Annotated in this window: 17 protein-coding genes; 9 read left to right on the forward strand and 8 right to left on the reverse strand. The window is 68.4% G+C overall.

Going from position 1 to position 18045, the window contains the following annotated elements; translation table 11 throughout:
* Nucleotides 1-598 precede the first annotated feature (598 nt).
* Together ACN6LB_RS29710 and ACN6LB_RS29715 are read left to right on the forward strand one after the other, a co-directional pair.
* On the forward strand, nucleotides 599-3037 hold the full coding sequence (locus ACN6LB_RS29710; protein WP_445028548.1) for a WD40/YVTN/BNR-like repeat-containing protein: 2439 nt from the start codon (nucleotides 599-601) through the stop codon (nucleotides 3035-3037).
* A gap of 38 nt (nucleotides 3038-3075) precedes the next feature.
* Nucleotides 3076-3318 (forward strand): ABC transporter permease, encoded by a 243-nt coding sequence (locus ACN6LB_RS29715; protein WP_356139124.1) that lies wholly within the window; start codon nucleotides 3076-3078, stop codon nucleotides 3316-3318.
* Between the two features lie 48 nt (nucleotides 3319-3366).
* Here ACN6LB_RS29715 and ACN6LB_RS29720 read toward each other — a convergent pair whose 3' ends face one another.
* The gene (locus tag ACN6LB_RS29720) at nucleotides 3367-3762 is read right to left on the reverse strand and encodes a RidA family protein (RefSeq protein ID WP_445028605.1); all 396 of its coding nucleotides are present in this window, start codon (nucleotides 3760-3762) and stop codon (nucleotides 3367-3369) included.
* Between the two features lie 138 nt (nucleotides 3763-3900).
* Between ACN6LB_RS29720 and ACN6LB_RS29725 the strand changes: the two genes are divergently transcribed.
* On the forward strand, nucleotides 3901-4872 hold the full coding sequence (locus ACN6LB_RS29725) for a helix-turn-helix transcriptional regulator (RefSeq protein ID WP_445028549.1): 972 nt from the start codon (nucleotides 3901-3903) through the stop codon (nucleotides 4870-4872).
* Here the strand turns inward: ACN6LB_RS29725 and ACN6LB_RS29730 are convergent.
* The 3 genes from ACN6LB_RS29730 to ACN6LB_RS29740 all read right to left on the reverse strand — a co-directional run bounded on the left by ACN6LB_RS29730 (nucleotide 4864) and on the right by ACN6LB_RS29740 (nucleotide 8255).
* Entirely contained in the window at nucleotides 4864-5268 is a 405-nt protein-coding gene (locus ACN6LB_RS29730) for a hypothetical protein (protein WP_445028550.1), read from the reverse strand. The two genes, ACN6LB_RS29725 and ACN6LB_RS29730, sit on opposite strands and share 9 nt — an antisense overlap.
* A gap of 173 nt (nucleotides 5269-5441) precedes the next feature.
* The gene (gene lpdA, locus ACN6LB_RS29735; protein WP_445028551.1) at nucleotides 5442-6854 is read right to left on the reverse strand and encodes a dihydrolipoyl dehydrogenase; all 1413 of its coding nucleotides are present in this window, start codon (nucleotides 6852-6854) and stop codon (nucleotides 5442-5444) included.
* Between the two features lie 222 nt (nucleotides 6855-7076).
* Entirely contained in the window at nucleotides 7077-8255 is a 1179-nt protein-coding gene (locus tag ACN6LB_RS29740; protein ID WP_445028552.1) for a saccharopine dehydrogenase NADP-binding domain-containing protein, read from the reverse strand.
* Nucleotides 8256-8351: 96 nt separating this feature from the next.
* On the opposite strand from ACN6LB_RS29740, the gene ACN6LB_RS29745 reads away from it, so the two are divergent.
* The gene (locus ACN6LB_RS29745; protein ID WP_445028553.1) at nucleotides 8352-9017 is read left to right on the forward strand and encodes a TetR/AcrR family transcriptional regulator; all 666 of its coding nucleotides are present in this window, start codon (nucleotides 8352-8354) and stop codon (nucleotides 9015-9017) included.
* 28 nt (nucleotides 9018-9045) lie between these two features.
* Here the strand turns inward: ACN6LB_RS29745 and ACN6LB_RS29750 are convergent, their stop codons facing one another.
* From ACN6LB_RS29750 to ACN6LB_RS29760, 3 genes are all read right to left on the reverse strand, one after another.
* Nucleotides 9046-10104 (reverse strand): LLM class flavin-dependent oxidoreductase, encoded by a 1059-nt coding sequence (locus ACN6LB_RS29750; RefSeq protein WP_445028554.1) that lies wholly within the window; start codon nucleotides 10102-10104, stop codon nucleotides 9046-9048.
* A complete protein-coding gene (locus tag ACN6LB_RS29755; RefSeq protein WP_445028555.1) occupies nucleotides 10104-10640 on the reverse strand; it encodes an SRPBCC family protein in 537 nt (178 codons plus the stop codon). The genes ACN6LB_RS29750 and ACN6LB_RS29755 overlap by 1 nt, the downstream gene beginning before the upstream one ends.
* 110 nt (nucleotides 10641-10750) lie before the next feature.
* A complete protein-coding gene (locus ACN6LB_RS29760; protein ID WP_445028556.1) occupies nucleotides 10751-11248 on the reverse strand; it encodes a winged helix-turn-helix transcriptional regulator in 498 nt (165 codons plus the stop codon).
* Between the two features lie 104 nt (nucleotides 11249-11352).
* Here ACN6LB_RS29760 and ACN6LB_RS29765 point away from each other — a divergent pair, with 104 nt between their 5' ends.
* A complete protein-coding gene (locus ACN6LB_RS29765) occupies nucleotides 11353-12249 on the forward strand; it encodes an SDR family oxidoreductase (RefSeq protein WP_445028557.1) in 897 nt (298 codons plus the stop codon).
* Nucleotides 12250-12300: 51 nt separating this feature from the next.
* On the opposite strand, the gene ACN6LB_RS29770 is transcribed toward ACN6LB_RS29765, so the two are convergent.
* The gene (locus tag ACN6LB_RS29770) at nucleotides 12301-12984 is read right to left on the reverse strand and encodes a TetR/AcrR family transcriptional regulator (RefSeq protein WP_445028558.1); all 684 of its coding nucleotides are present in this window, start codon (nucleotides 12982-12984) and stop codon (nucleotides 12301-12303) included.
* A 258-nt stretch (nucleotides 12985-13242) separates the two neighbouring features.
* Between ACN6LB_RS29770 and ACN6LB_RS29775 the strand changes: the two genes are divergently transcribed.
* From ACN6LB_RS29775 to ACN6LB_RS29790, 4 genes are all read left to right on the forward strand, one after another.
* Nucleotides 13243-14211, forward strand: a complete 969-nt coding sequence (locus tag ACN6LB_RS29775) for an enoyl-CoA hydratase/isomerase family protein (RefSeq protein ID WP_445028559.1) — start codon at nucleotides 13243-13245, stop codon at nucleotides 14209-14211.
* Nucleotides 14212-14218: 7 nt separating this feature from the next.
* On the forward strand, nucleotides 14219-15142 hold the full coding sequence (locus tag ACN6LB_RS29780; RefSeq protein ID WP_445028560.1) for an alpha/beta hydrolase: 924 nt from the start codon (nucleotides 14219-14221) through the stop codon (nucleotides 15140-15142).
* A 35-nt stretch (nucleotides 15143-15177) separates the two neighbouring features.
* Nucleotides 15178-16656, forward strand: coding sequence for a class I adenylate-forming enzyme family protein (locus ACN6LB_RS29785; protein WP_445028561.1), 1479 nt, complete (start codon nucleotides 15178-15180; stop codon nucleotides 16654-16656).
* Between the two features lie 208 nt (nucleotides 16657-16864).
* The gene (locus ACN6LB_RS29790) at nucleotides 16865-17836 is read left to right on the forward strand and encodes a threonine ammonia-lyase (protein ID WP_445028562.1); all 972 of its coding nucleotides are present in this window, start codon (nucleotides 16865-16867) and stop codon (nucleotides 17834-17836) included.
* Nucleotides 17837-18045: the final 209 nt, after the last annotated feature.

The raw sequence follows: 18045 nt of genomic DNA on the forward strand, positions 1-18045 counted from the left end.
CGTTGACCTCGGCACTCAACGGACCCAGAACCTGAATCCTCACACCATCCCCCAAACAGTCGTCGAGCCCTCGCACGTTCCCTTCCATGGCCAAAAACCCGCGCCACACCACACGCTAGCCCCGCCCACCCCCCACCAACGCCTCCCTCAACCCACCCTCAAGCAGACCTCCAACTGCCCACCCCAGAGCCCTTGATCCGCTGATTGGCTCGTGGCGGTGAGGCTGCTGACCGCCCCCGCTTCGGGATGGCAGCGGGGGCGGCTGACGGTGGTCCTGGATTCACGTCGCTGGCTGAAATCGGGCCGGTTTCGCGGTCTGAACGACTCCGGTGCGACGAGTCGGGCCGTTCGGGCAGGCCACCGCCCCGCCAAGAGTTGGCACCCCCCGGCCCCCGGGGTGACGATAGTGAGAGGCCCTCGACTCGACCGGTCGCGAACCGCACGCGCCGACGAGCTCGCAAGCTCTGGCCACAGCGTGACAACACACGTGACGCAGAGCGTAGTTGCGTCACTCGCTTTCCGGGATTCGATTGCCGGATCTCCGCACAGCGAGCAGTGTTTCGGGTGGAGGTTCACCGCATCCTCATCTGGGGGCGTTATGACCATCTCCGATGAACAGCTGGCGCGGGCGAAGAACATCAGGATCGAGCAGGTGCCGCTGCTGCGCAGAAGCCGTGGCGCGACAAACGGGACTCTCCTGGGACTGTCGGACGCGGCGATACGTCGGGCCCTGCGTCGTCTGAACTACCCTGATCTGCCCAACGCGCGACGGCAGTTCAGGCTCGAACAGGACCGCGGTGACGACGGCACCGTCCCGGCACACGCCCAGGGAGTCGCCCTCGACCGGTTGCGCTCGCGGATGGACGACAGCGTGGCCCCCGCTGCACAGACCGCGGGTGTGCCCACCGGTCTGACCAGCGAGAATCTCGCGGGCGGCCCGACGCCGACGGCCGGGATGCAGCTCACCCAGTGGGAGTGGCTCGGCCCCGGCAACATTGGCGGCCGTACTCGCGGCATCGCGATCCACCCTGAGGAGCCCCTGAAGATGTGGGCCGCAAGCTCCGGCGGCGGAGTGTGGCACACCCAGGACGGCGGAGGGCAGTGGGCACCCGTCGACGACTTCCTCGGCAACCTGGCGTGCTCCTGCCTGACCATGGACCCGACGGACCCGACGACCATCTACGCAGGCACCGGCGAGGGTTTCTCCAACTCCGACGCGCTGCGTGGCAACGGCGTGTTCCAGACCACCGACGGCGTCAACTGGGCACCGATCACCACGACACAGACCACGGACTTCCGCGCCGTGACCCGGATCGCGCTCTCTCCCAACGGCGAGGTGGTCCTCGCGGCCACCGCTACCGGCCTTTTCCGCTGCGCCGACGCAGAGCGCAAGACGTGGACACAGGTCCTGGACGTCCCGCTCGGCGTCGTCCTTTTCGACCCCACCGACGGCAGCCGCGCCGTCGCGGGAGCGCTGGGCGCCGGCGCGGCCTTCGCCAGCACCGACGGCGGACAGACCTGGCAGTCGGCGACGCACGGCCCGTGGTCGGGCCGGGTGGAGCTCGCCTACGCGGCCAAGGACCCCCGCATCGTCTACGCCTCGGTCCAGATGACCAGCGGCCGTATCTGGCGCTCGACGGACGGCGGCCTGACCTACCAGTCGCGCAAGACCCTCGACCTCAGCGGCCACGTGGCCGACTATCTGGGCGACCAGGGCTGGTACGGCAACGCGGTGTGGGCCGGCGACCCGACGAACGAGAAACTCGTCGTGCTCGGCGGCGTCGATCTGTGGCGCAGCACGGACGGCGGTGACCACATCACCGAGATCAGCACCTGGTGGGACGGGCAGTCGGTGCACGCCGACCACCACGCCATCGTCTCGCACCCTTCCTACGACGGGACCACCAACCGGACGGTCTTCTTCGGCAACGACGGCGGAGTGTTCAAGGCGGACGACTTGGCGCAGACCGGTACTGAGCCGGAGGCACCGTTCGTCCATGGCTGGACCGAGCTGGACAACAACTACGGCGTCACCCAGTTCTACTCCGGAGCCGGCAACCGGCTCAGCGGAAAGATCATCGGGGGTGCCCAGGACAACGGCACCATCTGCTTCGACCCCGCGCAGGGCACCGACGGCTGGCAGCAGATCTTCGGCGGTGACGGTGGCTGGTGCGCGGCTGACCCGGACGATCCCGAGGTGTTCTACGGCGAGTACGTCTTCCTGAACATCCACCGCAACATCGACGGCGGCACCAGCGACGACACCGGTGGCGACCGCTACATCAGCGGCCAGTTCTGGAACGACGACATCAGGGACTGGGACTGGAAGCCGGTACCCTTCCTCATTCCGGACGCGAAGAACAACAAGGCGCTCTTCATCGCCCCGTTCACGCTGGATCCCAACAACTCCGACCGGCTGCTCGCCGGCGGCCTGTCGCTATGGCGGACGAACAACGCCAACGAGACCAACACGCCCACGTCCGGGCCTGCTTGGCGGTCCGTCAAACCCAGCGCCGGTGCGAACATCAGCGCGCTGACGGTGGCACACGGCAACTCGGACCTGATCTGGGTAGGGCACGTCAACGGCATGCTGTTCCGCACCGCCAACGGCACGGCGGCGACTCCGACTTGGGAGCGTGTCGGGGTGACCGGGCCCAGTCCGTTGCGGCCGAGTCGCTACTGCACCTCCATCACCGTCGATCCGGCGGCCCCGGACACCGTCTTCGTAGCCTTCGGCGGGTTCGAGGCGGACAACCTCTGGGTGACCCATGACGGCGGCGCCCGGTGGACGCAGCTCGCGCAGACGCTGCCGGACGTGCCGATCCGGGCGGTCGCCATCCATCCTCGCCGTACCGAATTGCTCTACTGCGGTACGGAGGTCGGGCTCTTCGCCAGTGACGACGGCGGGGTGACCTGGTCGGCGACCAACGAAGGCCCGACCAACTGCTCTGTCGACCAGCTGTTCTGGATGGACGAGACGCTGATCAGCGCCACGCACGGCCGCGGCATGTTCCGAATCGACCTGTCGACGGTCTGAACCCATCCTCGACTCGGCACTCATCGAAGGTGACGGCGATGACACGAAACATGCGTTTGCGGGGTCGGATCGAGGCAGTGGCCGCCGCTGTGTGCGGGCTGCTCTTCCTGGTGACTCTCATCTGGCCCGACTGGATCGAGGAAGTCTTCGGAGTCGACCCCGACCAGCACAGTGGCGCCCTGGAGTGGGCGATCGTCGCCGTGGCACTGCTCGCCACGGTGACGTTCTCCCTGCTCGCACGCGGCGAATACCGCAGGGCCCGGACCCTGTCCACGGGATGAGCCCGGTGGGCCGATGAGGCGGTGTCACGCCGTGGGCGAGAGGTCGCATCACTCGACGGCGGTCCCCTCGAGCTCGATCATCTGGCCGGGGATGGCCAGCCGTGTTACCCCGAGCATCGTGGTGGTCGGTGCCACCCCGGCGGCGCCCAACCGCGACGCCAGCACGCCATAGTGCGGGAACAGCAGATCGACGTCGGTGGTGTAGACGTTGAGCCGGACGAGGTTGGCGAGGGACATGCCGGCCGCACCGAGCACGGCCTCCAGGTTGTCGAGGCTCAGCGCCAACTGTGCGGCCATGTCACCTTCGTGCTGTGGCTTGCCGTCGGCGCTCATCGCGGTCTGACCGGAGCAGTACAGGGTCCGGGTGTGCCCGGAGACGATCTCACCCTGGTTGAAGCCCATCTCCACCGACCACGTCGCCGGGTTGACTGCCGTTCGTTCCACTGCCACATCAGCTCCATTGGATTCATCGGGAGTGCGTACGCGCATCGGCGCGACAACCGCCATCGTGTTGACGTCGGTGCTCACGAGCCTTCCAACAAATCACGACACCCTTGGTCATGTATTCGATAGGGTTTTCGCATGCGCGCCGATCGGTTGGTCTCGCTGGTGCTGCTGCTGCGTCAGCGTGGTCGGCTGACTGCCGAAACGCTGGCCCGCGAGCTGGAGGTATCCACCCGTACCGTGCTGCGCGACATCGAGGCGCTGTCCGCAGCCGGCGTCCCGGTCTATGCCGAACGCGGCCGGCACGGCGGGTTCGCGTTGTTGCCCGGTTTTAGGACCGAGCTCACCGGACTGAACCATGACGAGGCCCTTGCCTTGCTGACCGCCGGATCGGGGCACGGCGAGCGGGTGTTCGGCCTCGGCTCGGCGCTCGCTTCGGCCATGCGCAAGGTGGTTGACGCGCTGCCGGAAAGCAATCGGGCCACGGCGAGCGACGCCGCCCAGCGTTTTCTCGTCGAACCGGAGACCGACCTGCTTTCACGCCGGCCCCCGCCTGAGGAGGTGCCCGGCACGGCAATGATCGAGATCCGGCGCGCGGTGCTGGCCGGGCACAAACTCCGTATCCATTACTCGGCCACGGACCAGACACCACAGTGGCGCACGGTGGACCCGATCGGCCTGGTCACCGTACGCGACCGGGGCTACCTGCTGGCCACGAGATCTGGCGCGGACCGCACCTATCGGCTGTCACGTGTGGTGGCCGCCGAGGAACTCCCCGAGCCGGCACAGCGACCGAACCGAGTCGATCTGGACCTGCTGTGGCGGGAACGCTGCGCGCAGTTTCTCTCCAGCGACCATATCTCCGTGCTGATACGGGTGAACCCGGAGCGCCGCGAAGACCTGCTGAGCACCGCAGTGGCCGTCCGCGCCGCAGCACCCGACGCAGACGGCCGACTGCGGCTGGAGGTGACGTTCCAGGACTTACGACACGCCGAGTGGGCGCTGTGGCAACTCGGCACAGACGCTGAGGCTTTGGCCCCGGGGTCGTTGCGCACCTCACTGCGCAATCGCGCCGTCGCGATTGCCACCCTCTACGAAGACTCACCCTGAGAGTTGGCCAGGGCGCGCAACGAGGGCGCCATCGACCAGCACCTCGGCAATGGATCGCGCGCACCCGGCGGTGTGCGTGCTGTTGACCGCGGTGCCGCGTGCCGCCGCGCCGTCGAAGAGCAGCGCCAGTTGCTCGCCGAGGACTTCCGGATCGGCGGCCCCGCCGTCCCGCGCGATGTCCGCAAGCCGACTGGCGAACTCCCTCTTGTACGCCGTGGGCAGTTGATGGGCGGGGTGCCCCGGGTCGGGCACTTCGTCGCTGACGTTCAGGAACGGACACCCTCGGAACGGATCGATGGTTTCCGGGCGCGCCCAGTCGAAGACGGCGAGGAGCCGGTCCCGCGGGCTCGGTGTCGGATCGTCAGGCGACTGAGGGACAGGCAGCAGATCGTCCATCAGTGACTTCAGGTACGCCCCGATGAGCTCGTCCTTGGTGGGAGAGTCGCCATGCGGTGCGGACCATCCTGGATGTCGGAGTTCGGCCGGAACGCTTCGCGGCGATGTCCGGGCCCCTTGGCAGTCGGAGGTCACGGGACCGATCCGAGTGCCAAGGGGCCCGGCGCCGTTCGCTACATGTTGATCATGTGGCCCGCGAGGCCGTGGACCGCTTCCTTGACCGCTTCTCCCAGGGTGGGGTGGGCGTGGACGTTGCGGGCGACCTCGTGGACGGTGAGGTCCCACTGCTGGGCCAGTGTCAGCTCCGGCAGCAGTTCGGTGACGTCGGGGCCGATGAGGTGCCCGCCGATCAGCTCTCCGTGCGTGGCATCGCTGATCAGCTTCACGAAACCGGTCGCATCGCCCAGGCCGTGGGCCTTGGCGTTGGCGGTGAACGGGAACTTGGCGACCTGGACGTCGAATCCCTTCTCCCTCGCCTGCTCCTCGGTGTAGCCGAAGCTGGCGATCTGGGGCTGGCAGAAGGTGGACCGCGGGATCATCACATAGTCCAGCTCCATGGTCTCCGCGCCCGCGAGCGTCTCGGCGGCGATGACGCCCATCGCCTCGGCGGCATGCGCGAGCATCAGCTTCGCGGTGACGTCACCGATGGCGTAGATGTGCGGGACGGAGGTACGGCAGCGGCCGTCGACGTCGATCGCGCCGCGCTCGGTGACCTTGACGCCCGTGTTCTCCAGGCCGTAGCCGGTCACGTTCGGCGCGAAGCCGATGGCCTGCAGGACCTTGTCGGCCTCCAGGACCTGCTGGGCGCCGTCCTTGCCGGTGACCGTGACGCGGACCTGCGCGCCCGACTCGTCGATCGACTCGACGCGGGTGGAGGTGAGCACATCGATGCCCGACTTCCGGTACTGCTTGGCCAGTTCGGCGGAGACCTCGGCGTCCTCCAGCGGGGCGACCCGGTCCAGGAACTCGACGATCGTGACCTTCACACCGTAGTTGTGCAGGACGTACGCGAACTCGATGCCGATCGCGCCGGCGCCCGCGATGACGATGGACTGCGGAAGATCCTCGGCGAGGATCTGCTCCTCGAACGTCACCACCCGGGAGGTGCGGCGGGTGCCGGGCAGCAGCTTGGGAGTCGCGCCGGTGGCGATGATGCACTGGTCGAAGCCGATGGCCCGGGTGTTGCCGTCGTAGTCGGCCACCTGGATCGTGTGCGGGTCGAGGAACGTGCCGCGACCGCTGATTTCCGTGATCTTGTTCTTCTTCATCAGGTAGTGGACGCCCTTGACCCGGCCGTCCGCGACCTTGCGACTGCGGCGGAACGCCTCGCCGTAGTCGAAGGAGACCTCGCCGTCGACCTTGATGCCGAAGGTCTTCGCCTCGCGCGTGAAGATGTGTGCCAGTTCGGCATTGCGCAGCAGGGCCTTGGTGGGGATACAGCCCACGTTCAGACAGACACCGCCCCAGTACTTCTCCTCGACCACCGCGACACGCTTGCCCAGCTGGGCGGCCCGGATGGCGGCAACATATCCGCCGGGGCCCGCGCCGAGTACGACGACGTCGAAGCGCTCACCCTGCTCGTCCATGGACGGTTCCTTTCCGCTGGGGCGACCGGTCCCCCCGCGAGGGGCGGCTCGCTCCCGATCGAACAACCTGTCATCAACTCAACAACGGTGGCTTGCGCTACCGCCCGCCGCAAGCGACCGCCCCAGGCGAGGGAGGCGACCGCACGGTCGACCGCCTCGGCGGCAGTCTCCCGGGGCCTCCGCTTCAGCGTCCCGATGGCGTGATCTATGCCCGTACGGCAGTCATCGACGGCGGGCCGACGCGGCGTCGACCTCGTGCACCCCGGCCTCCATGGCACCGAGCCTGAGGGTGTCGAGCCCGAAGGCCGCGACCGGGCCGTGCGCGCCGGGCTTGAGGACGGCATCCGGCGCCGCCGCGTGGACGGCGCCCCAGGCCAGGAGGGATCCCGTCATCTCGTACGGATCCGGACCGGTCAGGGCCGTCGTCGCCAGGGGCCTGCCGCCGCTGTCGCGGGCGACGGCGATCACCAGGGAACGGCCGTCGGGGTCCGGTTCGCGGTCCGATCCCGGGAGCCGCTCGGACCACCGCGCCAGCGCTGCCCGGACCTTCGCCGAACGCAGCAGCGGCGCCTGGAGCGTGGCGGCGATCTGTACCGGTCGCGTCCATCGACCGAACCAGCCCAGCCCCACCTCGACACTCTCCAACTGCGGGAAGATCTCCGGCAGTCCGAGATGCTCCGTACCCGGGACGGTCATGGCGACGCGCTTCACACCGCCGTAGTGGAAGGTACGCACTCGTTTGGCGGGGCGCTCGTCGACCACGCGGGCGGACATCCCGGGGCGCGGGCTGCGATAGGCGAACCCGTCCTCGGCCGCCGCGCCGACCAGCGTCTGTCGCGTGCCCCCCGTGGTAAGGGTGAAGGCGTCGCGCAGAGTGCTGCGGTAGCGCAGGTCGTCCCCGCGCCCGGGACGGGTGATGAAGTAGCCGGTCTCCACGTGGCGGGCCCGCTCGCCCGCCCGCGTCAGGGCGAGCGCTCCGGCGAGGTTGCCCGGCACGTAGTCGTAGCCGAACGCGGGCACGAGGGTCGCTCCCCGGTCCGCCGCGACGGAGTCCAGCTCCAGGAGGACGCGGCGGGCGAAGGTCCCCTCCCCCGTGGAGTCGAAGTAGTGCGCACCGGCTCGCGCGGCTGCCGTGACCGTGGCCATCCCGAGCTGCATGAACGGCCCGATCGTGGAGACGACCACGTCACTGGGCTCCAGGAGGCGCGCGAGTTCGGTTGTCGAGGTGACGTCGACCTCGGCCACGGCCAGGTCCACCTCGAAGCGCTCGGCCAGGGTCAGCATCCTGGCTCGGCTGCGCCCGACCAGGGTCGGCTTCTCACCTCTGGCCAGCAGCTCCCGGAGCACCCGTTGCCCGGTGTATCCGGTTGCGCCCAGCAACACGATCCTGCGCTTCTCCACGGCTCCGCCTGCCTTCCGGAGGACGTCGTCCCGACCGCCATCGACTGACCAAGAGTCATTCACTGACCTCAGGTCATCGAATATACGATGGTGGGCATGAGAGGGCCAAACCGACGGCAGATGTACGCGGAGCAGACCCGGGCAGACCTGGTGGCGGCCGCCCGCAAGCTGTTCGTCGACAATGGATTCGCCGACACGTCCGTCGAGGCCGTCACCGGGGCCGCGCTGGTGAGCAAGGGCACCTTCTACCACCACTTCCCGGACAAGAAGGCGATGTTCGCCGAGCTCTACACGGAGCTGCTTGAGCAGGTCGGGGCCCTGAGCGACGCGACGTCGGAAGCGGTCCGCGCCTCGCCGGACGGTTCCGCGATGACCGCCGTGTCCAACCTGACGCACGCCTTCCTGCGGCGGACCATCGACGACCCTCTGCACCGTGAGCTGATGGTCCAGGCGCCCTCGGTCCTGGGAGAGCGGTACCGGCAGATCAACGACGCCGTCGCCCAGCCGCCGATCGAACGACTGCTGACCGCTCTGGCCGAACGCGGCGATCTGAAGCCGGACGTACCCGTCGCCACCACCGCACGCCTACTGCTGGCCGGCCTGTGCGAGGGCAACCAGATCATCGCCGCCGCGACGGACCGGGAGTCCGCCCTGACCAGGACGTTCCGGGCGATCGCCTTGCTGATGTCCGGCCTGGCGGCCGAAGACGTCAGCGCCACGGTTGACCTGAACCAGAGCCTCCCGGACAGCGCCGACGCATAGCGGTCCTCCTCGGCGGCGTGATCCGCGCCTACCGTGCCGCCCCGACCTCGATGTCCCGGACCAGCTCGATGGCCCGGCCCAGGGTGGCGAGTCGGGCTTCGAGGGTGTCGCCGGCGGGGTAGAAGCGGACGGTGTCGACACCTGCGTCGCGCCACACGCGCAGTCGCTCGCGCACCATGTCCTCGGTCCCGATGAGCGTGGTCGCCAGCACCATCTCGTCGGTGACGAGGGCGGCCGCGCCGTCCCGGTCCCCGGCCTGCCAGCGGCTGCGGACGTCGGCCGCGACCTCGGCCCAGCCCTGGCGGCTGTAGGCGTTGTTGTAGAAGTTCGTGGTCGCGGATCCCATGCCGCCGAGGCTGAAGGCCAGCTCCTTCTTGCGTCCGGCCACCATCACGCGAAGCGTGCCCTCGTCATCCGCGAAGGCGACCTCGGCACCCTGGCAGATGTCGAGGTCCGAGCGGCTTCGACCGGCTGCGGTCAGTCCCTCGTCCAAGTGGTCGAAGTACGCCGCCTTGGCGCCCTCGGGCACGAAGCTGGTACCCAGCCAGCCGTCCGCGATCTCACCGGTCAGGTGCAGCATTTTCGGCGAGAGCGTCGCGAGGTAGACGGGGATGTCGTGCTCGGCTCGCATCGACAGACGCATGGGTTTCGCCTCGCCCGGCAGCGGGATCCGGAATTCGCGCCCGACGTAGGAGATCTTGTCGCCCGAGGCGGCCTGCCGCACGATCTCGACGGTCTCGCGCATCCGGGAAAGCGGCCGGTCGAAGGGCACGCCGTGCAGCCCTTCGACCACCTGCGGTCCCGAGGGGCCCAGTCCGAGGAGGAAGCGCCCCTGGGAGATCTGCGACAACGTGATCGCGGCGCGGGCGATGGCCATCGGGGTGCGGGTGCCGAGTTGGATGATGCCCGAACCGAGAAGCAGGCGTTCGGTCTTGGCGGCAAGGTAGCCCAACGGCGAGGGTGCCTCCGAGCCCCACGCCTCGGCCACCCAGCAGATGTCCAGACCGAGCTTCTCCGCTTCGGTGACGTAGTCGACGATCTCCCGCCAGTCGCCCCCGGACGCTTCGATCGTGGTGGAGGTACGCATCACAGGCCCGCCTTGTCCGAGGCCTGGGCGCTGCTCTCGGCCAGCTTCTTGATCTCTTCGATGGTGACGGCCATGTTGGCCTCGAACTCCCGCATGCGCACGAAGACGATCTTCTGCTCCTTCTCCGGCATGCGATCGATGGCGAAGGAGAGGCCCGAGCGGGCGGGACCCATCTGCATCCATTCCCGCAGCAGAGTGCCGCCGTTCTGCGGCTCCAGCGTGAACCGCCATAGCGCGGTGGGGTGTTGGGGATCCTCGACCGCCCAGGCGAGCACTCCGGGCGGCTCGTACTCGACGATGTGGGAGGTGGTGGTCCAGTCCCCCAGCGCCTCGTGCTTGCTCCGGCCGATGAATCGGGCTCCCAGCGCGGGGCCGCTCCGGCCGTCCAGCCATTGCACCGACTGCAGCTCGGAGCTGTTCCGCGGCATCAGCTCGATGTCGCACACCAGCGACCACACCCGTGTCGGCGGGGCGGCGATCCAGGTGTGGACCTCCGCTGTCGGCTTGTCCGCATAGCGCGCACCCGTCCACTCCATGACTCCGCGGCCTCCAGTCACCGAGAACTCTCAGGTAAGTAACTGACCAGCAAAGTTGCGTAGATAGACTTACTTGTCAAGGGGAGGCGCCCGCTCCGCGCCATGACACGTCAGCCCGCGAAACGCTCCCGCACATCCGGCCGCTCGGCCAGATGCGGCGGGTAGCCGGGCCCCATCCGGGGGTGAGTGTTGTCCGCCGTCATCGGATCCCCGCATGCCGCGCACACCACCTCGGCGTGCGTCTCCTGGCCGCACGCATCGTGATGCATGGACACCGGCGGGCCCGCCTCGCCGGCCAGCCAACGGTCCCCCCACCGGTTCATCACCAGCAGCACGCCGTAGAAATCGCGGCCCTTCTCGGTAAGCACGTAGTCGTAACGAACGGGCTCCGTCTGGTAGGGCCGCTTCTCCAGCAGCCCCTCCTCCACCAGACGGCGCAGCCGGTCCGCGAGCGTGTTGCGGGCGATCCCCAGCGAATCCTGGAAAGCGTCGAACCGCCCGATCCCGTAGAACGCCTCCCGCAGCACCAAGGGCGTCCACCAGTCCCCCAGCAGGTCCATGGTCCGGGCGATCGAGCAGGGCCACTGCGCAAAGGATGTCCGCCTCATGACAGCCAGCATAGGTTCGTCCGGTCAGGAGACCCAGCAGGTCAGCACGGCGCTGATGTGAACGACGTCTTGCGCTCTATCAATAACGAAGTTATGTTGCCGCCATGAAACGTGACTTGCTGGGCAGAAAACTGGTTGTCACCGGAGCAGCACGCGGCATCGGCGAGAAAGTGGCCCGCCTCGCCGCCGTCCGAGGGGCCCAAGTGACCGTGATCGGCCTGGAGCCCGATCGGTTGCGCGCCCTCGCTGACGACCTGGGCCCCACCGCGTCCTGGCGGGAGGCCGACGTACGCGACGGCGCCGCTCTACGGTCGGCGATCGACGAGGCAGCGGAGGTCATGGGCGGCATCGACCTCGTGGTCGCCAACGCCGGCGTGGTGGCGTACGGAACGGTGCGACAGACGGACGAGGCGTCGTTCGAGCGGGTCCTGGACATCAATCTGAACGGCGTCTTCCGCACCCTCAAGTACGCGACGCCGCACCTGGAGCGCAGCCGCGGCCATGTGCTGGTCGTGGCATCCGCGCTGTCCTTCATGCCGCTCGCCGCGATGGCCTCCTACGGCGCGAGCAAGGCCGCGGCTGAACTCCTCGCCCTCACCTACCGCCAGGAGGTGGCGCACCTCGGGGTCACGGTCGGCCTTGTGCACCCCTCCTGGATCGACACGGACCTCGTCCGCGGCGCCGAGGCGGACCTCCCGTCGTTCCAGAGCCTGCGCCAACGGCTGCCCTACCCGGGCAACGTCACCACGAGCGCCGACCGGGCGGCTGCCGCGATCGTCGACGGGCTCGTGCGCCGACGCAGCCGTGTGTACGTCCCGCGCGCGGTCGTCGTGGCCAACTGGGCGAAGGCGGCGCTGAACTCGCCGTTGGCGTGGCCCTGGGCGAGGCGCTTCGCGGCCCGGTCGGTTCCCTCCCTCGAACGGGAGGTCGCGGCGCTGGGGAGGCATGACCAGCTCACACCGGGCAGCGATGCCCGCGCTGCGGAGACCAAGCCGTCCTAGTCACGCTCGGGGCACCCTGAACACCCTGCCCTCAATCGAGCTTCAACACCTTCAACGACCTTCAACGAGCGAGTCGTAGAGGAGCGAGCCGGCCTGGTGCGAGGCCTCGGCACGTTCCCGCGAGTCGCCCAGGCCGACGGAGAAGTTCACGCCCAGCGGCAGCAGGACCTGCACCACCGCGTCCTCGAACTCGACGAAGTGATCGGCCAACTCAAGGGTGATGTAACCGTGGACCAGGCTCCACAACTGCGCGGCCACGACCTCGGGTTCCTGCCGCTCGACCCGGCCGGAGTCCACAAGCCGTTCGCACGCAGCGGTGACGTGAGCGTAGGCCTCCCGAAAAGCCGGCGAGCGCCCACTCAGGCGAAGGTCCGCATCCGACAGGGGCCGGTACGTCGCACGAGTGGACAGCCCGAACATCAGGTCGTAGAGGTGAGGGTTCTCGCGAGCCAGCCGACGACAGGACAAGGCCATGACAAAGAGATCCGCGATCGGGTCCTCCGTCACCGGCACCCGGACAAACGCTCTGCCGAGTTCCTTGAACCCATGGTCGACAACGGCGCCCATCAGTTCGGGGATCCCACCGAAGTGGCTGTAGACCACCATCGTCGACAGCCCGCTCGCGGAAGCCACCGCACGCGCCTTGACAGCCGACGGTCCCTGCTCGGCCAACAGACCGATGGCCGCCTGCACAAGCCGCTCCGGTGCGTCATCGAGCCTCGCCCGCCCTGCCATATCTCGCACGCCTCCACCATTGACACGCCTGAAATAACTTGGTTATCTGATTCTTCAGGGCAATAGTACACATCACACGCGACATGCCGACCCGTATACAGGCGCGCGCCCCTGGACACGTCATCACGCACTGTCCCAGACGCTGCCGCCGGTGCGGACACGGCCCGCTGGGACCGCCCGATCCCCCTCGCCGGGAACGCGTCCGCGAATGTCCCGACGCATTTTCACCCTCATGGACTCAGCACGGGAGCAGAATTCATGCCGTACAAAGACAAGGGCCAACTGGAGATCGAGGACCGGGGAGCCGTCCTGGTCGTCCGGGTCGACGGTGGCCCGCACCAGGTATTCGGCCTCGACATCGCCAATCAGCTGGACAGGCTGGTGAACCGGGTCGACCGCGATCCGGGCATCCGTGCCGTCGTCTTCACCGGCGCGCATCCGGAGCGGTTCGTCAGTCACGCCGCGGTCCAGTGGCTTCAGGAAGAGGGCGCCGCGAGCCCCACGGTCGGCCGGCGCGGTGCCGCCGCCGTCGTACGCATGGCGAAGCGCGTGGACCGCTCACGTCTCCTCCGGTCCGTGATGCGCAGGACCCCGATGCGGGGAGCCCTCCAACTGGAACGCCTGCACAGGACCTTCCTCCGGATGAACAGCAGCGGCGTCCTCTTCGTCGCCGCACTCAACGGTTCCGCCCTCGGCCTCGGCGCGGAGTTCGCCTGGGCGTGCGACCTGCGGGTCATGGCCGACACGGACTGTTTCATCGGCCAGCCGGAAATCCTCCTCGGCATCATCCCGGGCGGGGGCGGCACCCAGCGGCTGACCCGTCTGATCGGCACCCACCGCTCGTTGGCCGCGATTCTCGAGGGCAAGCCGTTCACGTCCGCGGAAGCTCTCGCCAACGGGGCGGTGGACAAGGTCGTTCCGCAGGACAAGGTCGTCGCGCAGGCGGTCGAACTCGCGGAGCACTTCGGCAAGCGGACGAAGGGCTCGGTCGCGGCCGCCAAGAGGTCGGTGTACTTCGGCGGATCGATGTCGCTGGAGGACGGCCTGCATGTCGAACGCGCCGAGTTCTTCACCAGGGTCATGTCGAAGGAAGGCCAGGAACTGATGCTCAACTACATGGCGACGACGGACGTCACCGGCGAACTCCCGCTCTACAAGCCGGGCACCTACGCGCAGGCACTCGCCTCGGGCAGTGTGTCCGGGCGCCCCTCGGCGAACGGACGGTGAGCCGACGATGACCACTCCGCACTCCTTCACCCGCCGCGACATCACATTCCCCTCCGGCGACAGCAGATGTGCCGGCTGGCTCTACCTCCCCACAGGCGTCACCTCCCCGCCCGTCGTCGTCCTCGGCCACGGCCTCGGCGCCACCCGCGAAATGCGCCTGGACGCCTTCGCGGAGCGTTTCGCACAGGCTGGAATCGCGGCCGTGGCCTTCACCTATCGGCACTTCGGCGACAGCGGCGGCCACCCCCGCCAGCTCCTGTCGATCAAGCGGCAACTCGCCGACTGGGATGCCGCCCTCGCCTACGTCAAGGCCCGCCCCGACGTCGACCGCTCCCGTGTCGCGGTCTGGGGCAGCTCCTTCGGCGGCGGCCACGCCATCACCGTCGCCTCACGCCATCCCGAACTGCGCGCGGCCGTGGCCCAGTGCCCGTTCACCGACGGTCTCGCCTCCGCACTCGCACTGGGCCCCCTCGCCTCGCTCAGGATCACTCCAGTGCTCGCCCGAGATCTGGCGACACGGATCCGCGGGAAGGCACCCGTGATGGTGCCCATCGCCGGCGCCCCCGGTTCGCCGGCCCTCATGAACGCCCCCGACGCCCTGCCCGGATACCAGGCGCTCCAGCCCACGGGGACGACGTTCCGCAACGAGGTGGCAGCAAGGGTCATCCCGACCATCGCCACCTACCGGCCGGGGCGTGCGGCCAAGAAGGTCGCCATGCCGATCCTCTTCTGCGTCAGCGACACCGACTCCGTCACCCCTCCCGCCCAGACCCTCCGGTATGCGCGCACCGCGCCCAAGGGAGAGATCAGAAGGTACGAAGCCGGCCACTTCGACTTCTACACCGGCGAGACCTTCGAGGAACTGGTGCGCGACCAGGTCGAGTTCCTCAGCCGTCAGCTGGCCCCGGCAACCGCCGCGTCGGCTCCGTGACCGGATCGCATCACACCGAGACAGGTACGCTCGCCATGAATTTCGCTTCTCTGCCCGACCGCCGCGCGGCTTACGACCCAGAGGGGGCCGCGGTCTCGGACGGCCGCCAAGCCCTCACCAACGCTCAGTTGCTGCGTTGCGTCCGAGCGGCGGCTTCTCACCTCCGGGACCTCGGGGTCGGTCCCGGTGACGTCGTGGCCCTCAAGCTGACGAATCGCGTCGAGTTCGTGCTCCTGCTGTTCGCCGCCTGGCGGCTGGGCGCCACCATCACGCCGGTCAACCCGAGCATGACCGACGTCGAGGTCACCCGCCAGATCGCCGACTCCAGCGCACGCCTGCTCGTGGTCGAGGACGGCGGCACCGGTGTCGGGGACGGTGTCGCCACACTCGCCGTCGGCGAACTGTACGAAGAGGAACCCGCGGATGAGGATCAGCCGCCGGGTGCGGACCCGTCCGCGCTGGCCCTCCTCATCTACACCAGCGGCACCACAGGGGTACCCAAGGGCGTGATGCTCGACCACGCCAACATCGACGCCATGGTGGAGATGGGGCGTCAGTCCCTCCAGGTCGGACCGGACGACCGGTGCCTGCTGATCCTGCCGCTCTTCCACGTCAACGGCATCGTGGTCAGCATCCTCACGCCGTTGCTCGCGATGGCGAGCGTCGTCATCGCCGACAGGTTCAATCCGAAGTCCTTCTTCGACGTCGTCGAGCGTGAGCGCCCGACATTCTTCAGCGCCGTCCCGACGATCTACAGCATGCTCGCGGCGCTCCCGGACGACGTCCGGCCCGACACCTCGTCCCTGCGCTTCGGAGTCTGCGGCGCGGCACCTGCCTCCGCCGAGTTGCTGACCCGGTTCGAGGCCCGGTACGGCTTTCCGCTCATCGAAGGTTACGGACTCTCCGAGGGGACCTGCGGCTCCACCATCAACCCCGTCGCCGGCCCTCGACGCGCCGGAACCGTGGGACTCCCCTTCCCCGGGCAGGAGATCCGGATCCTTGACGCCGACGGTACGGAGCTGGCCCAGGGCATGGACGGTGAGGTCGTGGTGAGGGGCCCCAACGTCATGCGTGGCTACCTCGGCCGCCCGGACGAAACGGCCAAGGTCATCGTCGACGGCTGGTTGCACACGGGCGACGTGGGCCATCTCGACGCCGAGGGCTATCTGAGCCTGGTCGGGCGCTCGAAGGACATGATCATCCGTGGCGGGGAGAACATCTACCCCAAGGAGATCGAAGACGTGCTCGCCGGCGACTCGTCGGTGCTCGAGGCCGCCGTGATCGGCGTAGCCGACGAGAAGTGGGGAGAGGTGGTCGTCGCCTACGTCCAGCCTCGACCGGGTTCGACCGTCGATCCGTCGGCGCTCAACGACCTCTGCACACGCAGCCTCACCGGCTACAAGCGCCCGACCGCGTTCTTCGTGGTGGAGGCGATCGCGAAGAACGCGGTCGGAAAGATCGACAAAGCTTCACTGCGGGCTGCCCACGCCGCCGCGGTCTCTGCCGGGTCCTGATGTACCCCGACGTCGTTGTGGGCCGTCGCGGTGGCGGCCCACAATCCCGTCAGAGGGGCGAGTTCCGTTGCGGGGCGGCCCGTGGCTGCGCAGACTTCACCGTGCGGTAATCGACGGGATCGCTCGTTGCCTGATCACGCGTCACCCGAACCGCAGTTCTTGACGATTGCTCAATGCAACAGCGCCGACGGAGCTACGCTTCTGTGTCGTGCAGGAGACGCGCCTCGACACTGCTCGGATCCGGGCTGCTCGCCGGGTGATCGACCCGATCTTTCTCGACACTCCGCTGTACCGCTGCGAGGCGATGGAGCCCGACCTCGGGTGCGCCGTGAGCATCAAGCTCGAAACGGCGAACCCTGTCCGCAGCTTCAAGGCCCGCGGCACCGAGGTAGTCGCCTGCCTGCTCGCCGACAAAGGTCCACGAGCCGTGGTGTGCGCCAGCGCGGGCAACCTCGGCCAAGCCCTCGCTTGGTCCGCTCGCGACCGGGGGCTCGACGTGACCGTCGTGGCATCCCGCTTTGCGACTGCGGCCAAGCTCGATCGCATCCGCGCGTTGGGCGCCAGGCTGGAACTGGTGGACGGCGACCACGAGATGGCACGCGAGCGGGCGGCAACCATCGCGCGGTACGACGGCATCCGACTGCTCGAAGACAGCCTGGACATCGAGACCTGCGAGGGTGCGGCGACCATCGGCCTGGAACTGGTGGACACCGCGCCGTCGTTCGACACCGTCCTGATTGCCCTCGGCGGCGGGGCACTGGCCACCGGCGTGGGTCATGTCATGAAGTCCTTGGCACCCGAAGTCGAGGTGATCTGCGTCCAGCCGCTGGGCGCACCGGCGCTGACACACTCGTGGCGCAGCCGTCGTGTCATCACCACCGACTCGACCGACACCATCGCTGACGGCGTCGCAGGCCGGCGTCCCATCCCGGCCGTCCTGGACGATCTCCTCCTGGTCGCCGACGACGCCGTCCTGGTCCAGGAGGCGTCGATCATCGCCGGTATGCGGATGCTCTTCGACCATGCCGGCCTCGTCGTCGAACCCTCGGCCGCGCTCGGCATCGCGGCGATCCTCGAAGACCGTGACCGCTTCGCCGGCCGACACGTAGTCACCATCGTGTGCGGCAGCAACGTCGACGTGGACGCCTATCACCGCTGGGTAAGTGCGTCCGGGTCCTGAGCCGGCTGCCGGGTCCTGGGGGCGTCCGCGTCTGCGTCGGGTCGTGTCGTGTCGTGTCGTGTCGTGCCATGTCGTGAGATTTGGAGGAGTGCGGGCGCACCGTCCGGCACGTGCCGTCCCCTTGATGAAGGGCTGACGCCCCCGGCAGCACTTCATACGATGATGGCGGCGCCCCCGCCTGGGGAGCGCCGCCATCATCATGTGACCGG

Source organism: Streptomyces sp. SAS_270 (genome assembly GCF_052543295.1).